The 9,330-nt window shown below is 63.2% G+C and carries 9 protein-coding genes; 8 read left to right on the top strand and 1 reads right to left on the bottom strand.

Annotation, left to right across the window (positions count from 1 at the left end):
- Positions 1 to 142 precede the first annotated feature (142 nt).
- Genes B3849_RS13175 through B3849_RS13150 form a run of 6 tightly spaced genes read left to right on the top strand, consistent with a single transcriptional unit; the run spans position 143 to position 7,209 of the window.
- Positions 143 to 979: an FAD binding domain-containing protein gene (locus tag B3849_RS13175; RefSeq protein ID WP_278425710.1), complete on the top strand. Its 837-nt coding sequence runs from the start codon at positions 143 to 145 to the stop codon at positions 977 to 979.
- The gene (locus B3849_RS13170) at positions 979 to 3,726 is read left to right on the top strand and encodes a molybdopterin-dependent oxidoreductase (RefSeq protein WP_286780269.1); all 2,748 of its coding nucleotides are present in this window, start codon (positions 979 to 981) and stop codon (positions 3,724 to 3,726) included. The genes B3849_RS13175 and B3849_RS13170 overlap by 1 nt, the downstream gene beginning before the upstream one ends.
- Entirely contained in the window at positions 3,719 to 5,206 is a 1,488-nt protein-coding gene (locus tag B3849_RS13165) for a 6-hydroxynicotinate reductase (protein WP_278425707.1), read from the top strand. The genes B3849_RS13170 and B3849_RS13165 overlap by 8 nt, the downstream gene beginning before the upstream one ends.
- Positions 5,203 to 6,051, top strand: a complete 849-nt coding sequence (locus tag B3849_RS13160; protein WP_278425706.1) for a UPF0280 family protein — start codon at positions 5,203 to 5,205, stop codon at positions 6,049 to 6,051. Before B3849_RS13165 ends, B3849_RS13160 begins: the two co-directional genes overlap by 4 nt.
- On the top strand, positions 6,044 to 6,628 hold the full coding sequence (locus B3849_RS13155; protein WP_037941918.1) for an amino acid synthesis family protein: 585 nt from the start codon (positions 6,044 to 6,046) through the stop codon (positions 6,626 to 6,628). Before B3849_RS13160 ends, B3849_RS13155 begins: the two co-directional genes overlap by 8 nt.
- Positions 6,625 to 7,209, top strand: coding sequence for an amino acid synthesis family protein (locus B3849_RS13150; RefSeq protein ID WP_278425705.1), 585 nt, complete (start codon positions 6,625 to 6,627; stop codon positions 7,207 to 7,209). Before B3849_RS13155 ends, B3849_RS13150 begins: the two co-directional genes overlap by 4 nt.
- A 3-nt stretch (positions 7,210 to 7,212) precedes the next feature.
- On the opposite strand, the gene B3849_RS13145 is transcribed toward B3849_RS13150, so the two are convergent.
- Positions 7,213 to 7,650, bottom strand: coding sequence for a MarR family winged helix-turn-helix transcriptional regulator (locus tag B3849_RS13145; protein ID WP_005848896.1), 438 nt, complete (start codon positions 7,648 to 7,650; stop codon positions 7,213 to 7,215).
- A gap of 158 nt (positions 7,651 to 7,808) precedes the next feature.
- Here B3849_RS13145 and B3849_RS13140 point away from each other — a divergent pair, with 158 nt between their 5' ends.
- Together B3849_RS13140 and B3849_RS13135 are read left to right on the top strand one after the other, a co-directional pair.
- Entirely contained in the window at positions 7,809 to 8,876 is a 1,068-nt protein-coding gene (locus B3849_RS13140; protein ID WP_132997984.1) for an aromatic ring-hydroxylating dioxygenase subunit alpha, read from the top strand.
- 56 nt (positions 8,877 to 8,932) lie between these two features.
- Positions 8,933 to 9,330: ABC transporter substrate-binding protein (locus tag B3849_RS13135; protein WP_286780268.1), on the top strand; the 398-nt coding region annotated here is incomplete at its 3' end.

Genomic DNA, 9,330 nt, shown 5'->3' with positions numbered 1-9,330 from the left:
GGGCAAATAACCGTCCTGCCAGTTTTGTGGTCGAAAAAGCCTTTGTCGGCTGACGACATGCGAATTGATTTGACACGAAGGCACCCGACGCACTTCTATTCGTATACCAACAAGTTTTACGCCCGCAGCAAAAGGTGACCCGATGAGCTACCTGACCGCGACGACATTGGATCAAGCGCTAACCACATTGGCCGCGGGGCCGGTGTCGATCATCGCGGGGGGGACCGATTGGTTCCCCGCACGCGGCGACCGTCCGGTGACGGGCGACCTGTTGGATATCACCCGCTTGCCAGAGCTGCGCGGCATCAGCCAAACAGACCAAGGCTGGCGTATCGGGGCGGCGACCACATGGACAGACATCATCCGCGCTGATCTGCCCGCCGCTTTCGACGGGCTCAAGCTGGCGGCGCGCGAGGTCGGGTCGATCCAGATCCAGAACGCAGGCACCATCGCGGGGAATCTGTGCAACGCTTCTCCTGCCGCCGACGGGGTGCCGCCGCTGCTGACCCTGAATGCCGAGGTAGAGCTTTGCAGCGCAAACGGGTCGCGCGTGCTGCCCTTGTCGCAGTTCCTGCAAGGCGTGCGCCAGACCGACCGCGCCCAGAACGAGCTTGTCACCGCTATCCACATCCCCGCGCCCCCGGCTGATAGTCACAGCAGCTTTGTCAAACTCGGTGCGCGGAAGTATCTGGTGATCTCGATCTGCATGGTCGCGGTGCTGGCAAAGATCGAGAGCGGCAGGCTCACCGATATCCGCATCGCCATCGGCGCCGCATCCCCCGTCGCGCAGCGGCTCACCGCGCTTGAGGATCAGCTTCGCGGTAGCGCCCTTGGCGATGTAGAAAACCGCATGACTGCTGATCTGGTGCAATCGCTAAGCCCCATTACGGATGCGCGCGCCAGTGCCGACTACCGCCTTGCCGCCAGCGTCCCTTTGGTCCGCCGCGCTGTGACGCGCGCCTTGAAAGGGGCCCTGTGATGGATAGGCCGACCACGACAGAAGTGACCTCTTTCACCCTGAACGGGAGTATCGCGCAGGTTGAACCGCTGCCCGGTGAACGCTTGTCTTACGCGCTGCGCGAGCGGCTGGACCGCAAGGATGTAAAGATCGGCTGCAACGCGGGCGATTGCGGGGCCTGCACTGTGCTGGTCGATGGCGCGCCGGTCTGCGCCTGCCTGATGCCCGTGCAGCAGGCGGTGGGGCGGCAAGTGGAGACGCTGGCGGGGCTGGTGAAAACCGACCACGACGCGCAGGCGTTGATGCAAAGCTTTCAGCACCATCAGGCCGCGCAATGCGGGATTTGCACACCGGGGATGATGGTCTCTGCCGTGGCGCTGTTGCGCGAGGTGCCGCAGCCGAGCGCGGCGCAGGTGCAGGACGCCCTTGGCGGCGTGCTGTGTCGCTGTACCGGCTATCGCAAGATCATCGACGCGGTGGTCGGGGCCCATGCTGCCGACGGGCTGCCTGTCGCCTCTACCGCGCTTGGTCAACCTGCGCGGCGGCTGGACGGGCAGGCCAAAGTCGACGGGTCAGAGGCGTTTGGCGATGACGTTGCCCCAGCCGGTGCTTTGGTCGCGCGGGTCATCCGCGCGCCCCATGCCTCGGCCGGATTTACCTTCGGCGATCTTGAGGCATGGCGCAACGCGCAGCCCGGGATCCATTGCATCCTGACCGCAGATGACGTGCCCGGCCTCAACGCCTTTGGCGTGATCCCGGGCTTCATCGACCAGCCGGTTTTCGCTGTGAACCACATCCGGTTCCGGGGGGAGGCGGTTGCTTGCGTTGTAGGAGAGGCGGAGGCGATGATCGCCCTTGATCTGGAAAGCTTCCCTGTCCGTTGGTCGCCACAAACTGCGCTTGCCGATACCGATGCCGCGACCGCCCCCGACGCGCCACAGCTGTTCGAGGACCGCAAAGGCAACATCATGTGCGGCGGCTTCGTGCAATGCGGCGATGTGGAGGCCGCACTGGACGCCGCCGACGTCACGGTCGAGGCGCAGTATACCACCAGTTTTGTCGAACATGGCTATATCGAGCCAGAGGCAGGCTTTGCCCAAGTGATCGACGGGCGCATCCATGTGCATGCCTGCACCCAGGCACCGGGTATGGACCGCGAAGCACTGGCCGCGATCCTTGACCGTCCCATGGCCGACATCCGCATTGTGCCGACGGCGGTCGGGGGCGGTTTCGGGTCCAAGATCGACCTGTCGTTGCAGCCCTTCATCGCGCTTGCCGCGCTCAAGACGGCGCGGCCCGTGCGCATGACCTATGCGCGCGCCGAGACGATGCAATCGACCACCAAACGCCACCCCGCGCAGATCACGATCAAGGTCGGGGCCAAGGCGGATGGGACGCTGTCGGGGCTGCGGTTCGACGGGGATTTCAACACCGGTGCTTATGCAAGCTGGGGTCCGACGGTCGCCAATCGCGTGCCGGTGCATGCCTCTGGCCCCTACCACCTCCCTGATTATCGCGCACGTAGCCGTGCCGTGCATACCCATTGCCCCCCCGCGGGTGCCTTCCGCGGCTTCGGCGTGCCGCAATCGGCGATTGCACAAGAAACCGCCTTTGACCTGCTGGCCGAAAAGCTGGGGCTTGATCCGCTTGAATTCCGTTTGAAGAACGCGCTGGCGGATGGGGTGCCCACGGTCTGCGGGCAGGTGTTCGATCAGGGCGTCGGCATCGCCCCCTGCCTAGAGGCGCTGCGCCCCGCGTGGGAGGAAGCGAAAGCCGAATGCGCCCGGTTCAATGCAAAGGATGACACGGTGAAACGCGGTGTCGGGATCGCGGGGGCGTGGTACGGCTGCGGCAATACCTCGCTGCCGAACCCGTCGACCATTCTGGCGGGCGTGCGGGCGGATGGCACGGTTGTGCTGCACCAAGGCGCGATGGACATCGGGCAGGGGGCCTATACGGTGATCCCGCAAATCTTTGCCCAAGCGCTTGGGCTGTCTGTCGAGGGGATCAAGATCCTAGGGGGTGACACCGATATCACGCCGGACGCGGGCAAAACCTCTGCCTCGCGGCAGACCTTTGTGTCGGGCAATGCCGCGTTGAGGACCGGAGAGGCGCTGCGGGCGCAGATCCTGCGGCAGGTCAATGCGGGCCCCGCCGCACAGATCGGCTGCCAAGACGGGCAGCTCACGGTGACCGACGGCGGGCGCACGCAGCGCCTTGATCTGACGCGGCTGCCGGTCGATGCGCAGGGCTATGTGCTGCAGGCGCAAGAAAGCTATGATCCGCCGGTCAAACCACTGGATGAAAACGGGCAGGGCGTACCCTATGCGCAGTTCGGCTATGCCGCGCATCTGGTGGTGGTCGAGGTGGATATCGCCCTTGGCCTTTGCCGCCCGCTGCGCTTTGTCGCCGCTCATGACGTGGGCCGCGCAATCAACCCCTTGTTGGTCGAGGGGCAGGTACAGGGCGGCATTGCCCAAGGGCTTGGTATGGCGCTGATGGAGGAGTATATCCCCGGGCGCACCGAGAACCTGCATGACTATCTGGTGCCGACCATCGGCGACGTTCCCCCGATCGAGACGCTGATCCTGGAGGTGGCTGACGCCCACGGCCCCTACGGCGCGAAAGGCCTGGGGGAACATGTGCTGATCCCCACCGCCCCTGCGATCCTCAACGCTATCTACCATGCCACCGGTGCGCGCGTGACGCAGACACCGGCCACGCCGACGCGCCTGCGCGCCGCCCTGAAGGAGGCCGGACATGCCTGACGACCTGCGCGACCCCAAGCCCGTGAAAATCCGCTGCGATGCCTGCCCGGTGATGTGCTTCATCGCCGACGGCAAATCCGGTGCCTGCGACCGCTATGCCAACCACGCGGGCGAGCTGGTGCGGCTGGACCCGCTGACCGTGATCCAGTCGGGGGCCAAGGCCGTCGCTTTTCTGGATCAGGGCGACAACGCGCAAGATTGGGACGGCGACGTCATTCAGGGCGGGCGCGATTTCGTCACCGCCGTAGGGGCGGGGACCACCTATCCAGATTACAAACCCGCGCCCTTCATCGTCAGCCAAGAGGTCGAGGGCGTGGATATGATCACCGTCGTGACCGAGGGCATTTTTTCGTATTGCGGGGTCAAGGTGAAGATCGACACCGACCGCCACATCGGCGACGAGCGCGCCGTGGTGCGCGTTGACGGAGAGGCGATCGGCCATGTGATGACCTCGGAATACGGGTCCAAGATGCTGTCTTTGGGCGGGGTCGAGCATCTGACCGGCGGCTCCAAGAAAGAGGGTCGCGTGACCTGTGACGCGCTGCTGCGCCTATGTAACCGTGAACCGGTCGAGGTCACCATCGACGGCGGCGTCGCAATGGTGGTCGAGGCGGGCAAAGCGCCGATCATCAACGGTGTTCCGGAAAAGCTGATGCGCGTGGGCTGTGGGTCAGCGACCATCGGGATGTTCGCCAAACAATGGCACGGGCATGTGGACGAGGTCGTCGTTGTCGATGATCACATCACCGGCGTGCTGACAGAACACGAGGCGGGCAAGGGGCTGGATATGACCCCCTCTGGCATCCGCGTGAACGGACGGCGGTCAACGCCGGGGCGGTATTTTCAGGTGGCGGATCCCGGCACCGGATGGGGCGGCACCGATGTCGAAAACCCGCTGACCATCCTGCGTGACGCCGACCCGAAGCGTGCCTGGCCGGGGCTGCGGCTGCTGATGATCTCTACCACCGGAGAGCAATGGGCCTATTTCACGCTGGATGACGATCTGATCCCGCAACCCGCCAAGATCACGCCCGAGCTGCTGGTCGTCGCGGACCGCATCGCCGAGAATTGCGAACCCTCGCTTTGTTCGGTGCTATTCATGGGGGGGGCGGGGGGCAGCTTGCGTGCCGGCGTGACAGAGAACCCCGTGCGGCTGACGCGGTCGGTCAAGGAATCGCTGACTCATGTGTCCTGCGGCGGGGCCGAGGCCTATGTCTGGCCGGGAGGCGGGATTACCGTCATGGTGGATGTCATGGATATGCCCACGAACTCTTTCGGTTATGTACCCACGCCCGCGCTGGTCGCCCCGATCGAATTCACTCTGCGGCGCGAGGATTACGGCACGCTTGGCGGGCATATGGAGCATATCCAGCCCGTGCGTGATGTGGTCACCGATGATGTACGACGGGTGGCGCAGCAACTGCTGCAACCCGACCCGAACGCGCGGGAAAACTATGGCTGGTCGAAGGACGAGACATGACGGCACAGGCGGCTCTTCTCCCCGGTGGCAGGCTGCACCTGTCCCACGGCCCGATTGATCTGGTCATCGGGGCGGATGGCGCACGTGATCTGGCGTATCAGGCGGGTTTTGATCGCTTTGGCACGATCCTGTCCGAACTGACGGCAGAGCTGCCCCTGCTGCGCCGCCCTGTGGGCACCAAGCCAAAAGGCAAGATCGCCCGCGCCATGTACCGCGCCGCCTTGCCCCATGCCGACGGGCTGACCACGCCGATGATCTGCGTCGCCGGTGCCGTCGCGGCAGAGGTATTGTCGGCCATGGTGGATGCCGCCGATCTGACCCGCGCCTATGTGAACAACGGTGGCGATATCGCGCTGCATCTGACCGAGGGCGCGCGTTTTGACGTGGGCATCGCGGGGCTGGACGGGCGGTCGCTTGGCACCGTCACGATCCGCAGCAATGACCCCATTCGCGGCATCGCCACCAGCGGGCAGGGCGGGCGCAGCCACTCCTTGGGCATTGCCGACAGCGTCACCGTGCTGGCCCGATCCGCCGCGATGGCCGACGCGGCGGCGACGAGGCTGGGAAATGCCGTCGATCTGCCCGCCCATCCCGCGATCCGGCGTAGCCCCGCGAACCAGTTGCACGACGACAGTGACCTTGGTGCGGCACCGGTGGTGACCCATGTCGGGCCGCTCTCTCCTGCCGAGGTTAACCAAGCGCTTACCACCGGCGCGACAGCGGCGCAGGGTTTGCGCGACCGTGGCCTCATCTCTGGCACGGCGCTTTTTCTGCGCGACCAACATACTGTTATCGGCTTGCCCGAAACCCTGAAATCCCTAGTGAAAGCCCCCGAATATGCCTGAGGTTATGACCCGCAAAATTGTCACCAGCGTCGAAGAGATTTTCCACGAAGGCGGCCCCCGCGCCAATACGCCGCTGAAACGCGGGTCGGTCATGGCTGTGATCCAAAACCCCTATGCAGGCTCTTATATCGAGGACATCCAGCCCTTTATGGAAGACCTCAAACCGCTGGGAGTCGCGATGGCGCAAAAGCTGCTGGCGGCGCTCGGGGTCGAGGCGGCACAGATCGAAGGCTACGGTAAAGGCAGCATCGTCGGCACGGGCGGAGAGTTGGAGCACGGTGCGCTCTGGCACGCCCCCGGCGGCTATGCGATGCGCGATGTATTGGGCGGATCGAAGGCGATTGTGCCGTCGACGAAAAAGGTCGGCGCGGCGGGGGTGCGGCTGGATGTGCCTGTGACCCATGTCGATGCCTCTTATGTCCGCAGCCATTTCGATTCAATCGAGGTCGGCCTGAATGACAGCCCCCGCGCCGATGAAATGGCGGTGATCCTTGTGATGACCACAGGGGCACGGATCCACAACCGCGCGGGCGGGTTGGATGCAAAGGAAATCGAAGGAAAGGATGGCCTGAGATGAGCGCCGACATTCGCAAAATCGCCACTTGGGTCGAAGAGACTCACCGCGAGATCGGGCAGCAGATATCGCCGCCCACGCGCAAGGCCGTAGCTGTAGCCGTGATCAAAAACCCCTTTGCAGGCTCTTATACCCAGGACCTGACCCCGCTGATGGACATCGGCGCAGAGCTGGGGGGATTGCTGGGCGATAAATGTGTTGCGGCCCTTGGGATCACCCCCGCGCAGGCCGAAAGCTATGGCAAGGCCGCGATGGTGGGCGAGGGCGGAGAGCTGGAACATGCCGCCGCCATCCTGCACCCGAAACTGGGCGCACCGCTGCGGGTCGCGGTTGAAAAGGGGGCCGCACTGGTGCCGTCGTCGAAAAAGATGGGCGGGCCGGGGCAGGTGCTTGACGTGCCTTTGGGGCACAAGGACGCCGCCTATGTGCGCAGCCATTTCGACGGGATCGAGGTGCGGTTGAACGATGCGCCGCGTGCGGGCGAGATACTGGTGGCCGTGGCTGTCACAGATTCCGGGCGCCCCTTGCCCCGTGTCGGCGGGCTGACCCATGCCGCGGCCGAAGGAAAAGACGGCCTGCGTTAGAGCCTATAGTTTCTCGAGCAGGGCCAGTAGCCGGTCCACTTCGCGCGGGGTGAGGTTGCCGACCGTCTCGGCCGAGATTTCCTGCGCGGTGGCAATCGCCTTGGCGGTCACCGCGATGCCTTCGTCGGTCAGCGAAATCTCCAGCCGCCGCATGTCGGTCTTTGACGGGGTGGAATGGACCAGCCCCTTTTTGCGCAACCGGTCGATCACGCCTTTGGTGGTCGCCGCGTCCATCCCGACCAGACGCCCCAGATGGTTCTGGCTGATCCGCGCCTCGTCGCGCAGCTTGGCCAGCACGGCGAATTGTGTTGGCGTGATATCCGGCATCCTCCGGTTAAAGATCTCAAGGTGGCGCTGGTTCGCGAGGCGCAGCTTGAACCCGATCTGTTGTTCCAACGCATAGTCTGCGGTCAGGGTCAGGTCTTGTGTGGTTTCAACCAAGGTTCTTATCCAGTGCTCTTGGGTCAATGCATATAGATTAGGCACTATCATCCCACGGTTTCCATCTGGGGTCTATATCAGATGGGGCGCAAGAAATTGTTTGACAGCTAACAATTTTTTGGTCCTTCATGAAGCTGTGCAGAGCAAGGAGTGAACCGATGTCCTTTGTCAGAAACGCTTGGTACGTTGCGGGTTGGTCTACCGACTTTGGCGATGAGCTGGTGCCGCTGACATTGCTTGCGCAGAACCTAGTAGCCTACCGCACCAGCGATGGCCAGATCGCCGTGCTCGAAGATCGCTGCCCGCACCGGCTGCTGCCGCTGTCCAAGGGCAAGCGCATCGGCGACACCATCCAATGCGGCTATCACGGTATGACCTTTGGCGCGGACGGTGCCTGTGTGCGGGTGCCGGGGCAATCGAACCTGCCCAAATCCGCCTATGTCGACAGCTATCCGGTGCTGGAACGCTACGGCATTGTGTTCATCTGGATGGGCGACGCCGACAAGGCCGACCCCGCGCTTGCTTTCGATATGCCGGAATTGGGGCAAGAGGGCTGGCATGTCCACCACGGGGACAAGCTGCATATCCGCGCAAATTACCTCAACGTTGCCGAAAACCTTGTTGATCCGGCGCATGTGAGCTTTGTCCATCCGACGACATTGGGCAATGCGGCCTCTGAAAATGTACCCGTGCATGTCAAAACCGCAGACGAGGTGATCGTGGCATGGCGCTGGATCAGAGACGCGGAACCCATCGGCTTTTTCAAGGCATTCGGCGGCTTTAGCGGCAATGTGGACCGCTGGCATTATTACTATCTGCACATGCCCTCGACCGCCGTGATTGACTTTGGGTCGTCTGATGCAAAGCTTGAACTTCCCGAAGATCAGCGCAACAAAGGCGTGCGTATCTTTGCGCTCCATTTCGTCACACCCGTGACAGAGGACTATACGATCGACCACTGGATGCACCTGCGCAACACCGCCCTTGGCGATGACGCCGCGTCGGACCAAATGGACGCGATGTTCCGCGTAGCATTTGCCGAGGACAAGGCGATTTTGGAAGCCGTCCACCAAGAAGAACAACGCCCCCAAAAACGCAAACCCATCCGCATCGCTATCGACAAAGCGCCCAACGTCTACCGCAAACGTATCCGCGACCGGATCGAGGCAGAGGCGACGGACGATTTGGGCGACCCCGTCGCACCGGTCTTTGTCCAGCATGATTGATCCATAAAAAGCAAAGCCGCAGCAGACGGCACACCCCAACACGAGAGGACCATCACATGAACAGAAAGACATTCCTGAACAGCGTCATAGGGGCCTTTGCCCTTGGCGTCACCGGCTTTGCCGCATCGGCGCAGTCAGGCGACTCGATCAAAGTCGGAGAGATCAACCACTACAAACGTCTCGCCGCCTTTGCCGAGCCGTATAAACAGGGCATCGAACTGGCGCTTGAGGAAATCAACGCCGATGGCGGTGTGCTGGACCGCCCGCTCGAATTCATCTTCCGCGACGATCAGGGCGACCCCGGTGAAGCGATCAAAATCGCCGAAGAGCTGATGACCAGCGAAGGCACCGTGATGATCACCGGTTCGATCCTGTCGAACGTCGGTCTGGCGATCTCCTCGGTCGCGGCGGAAAAGGGCTGGGTGTACCTCGCCGCCGAACCGCTGGCCGATGG

This window comes from Sulfitobacter sp. UBA4523, from assembly GCF_002388305.1.
In the GTDB taxonomy this organism is placed as follows: domain Bacteria; phylum Pseudomonadota; class Alphaproteobacteria; order Rhodobacterales; family Rhodobacteraceae; genus Sulfitobacter; species Sulfitobacter pontiacus.
Note: the sequence above shows the minus strand (reverse complement) of the source record. Positions and strands in the feature narration are given on the sequence as shown.

Bases quoted from the DNA above. Each gene is read 5' to 3' on its own strand.
- B3849_RS13175 (WP_278425710.1), top strand. From the start codon at position 143: ATGAGCTACCTGACCGCGACGACATTGGATCAAGCGCTAACCACATTG.
- B3849_RS13170 (WP_286780269.1), top strand. From the start codon at position 979: ATGGATAGGCCGACCACGACAGAAGTGACCTCTTTCACCCTGAACGGG.
- B3849_RS13165 (WP_278425707.1), top strand. From the start codon at position 3,719: ATGCCTGACGACCTGCGCGACCCCAAGCCCGTGAAAATCCGCTGCGAT.
- B3849_RS13160 (WP_278425706.1), top strand. From the start codon at position 5,203: ATGACGGCACAGGCGGCTCTTCTCCCCGGTGGCAGGCTGCACCTGTCC.
- B3849_RS13155 (WP_037941918.1), top strand. From the start codon at position 6,044: ATGCCTGAGGTTATGACCCGCAAAATTGTCACCAGCGTCGAAGAGATT.
- B3849_RS13150 (WP_278425705.1), top strand. From the start codon at position 6,625: ATGAGCGCCGACATTCGCAAAATCGCCACTTGGGTCGAAGAGACTCAC.
- B3849_RS13140 (WP_132997984.1), top strand. From the start codon at position 7,809: ATGTCCTTTGTCAGAAACGCTTGGTACGTTGCGGGTTGGTCTACCGAC.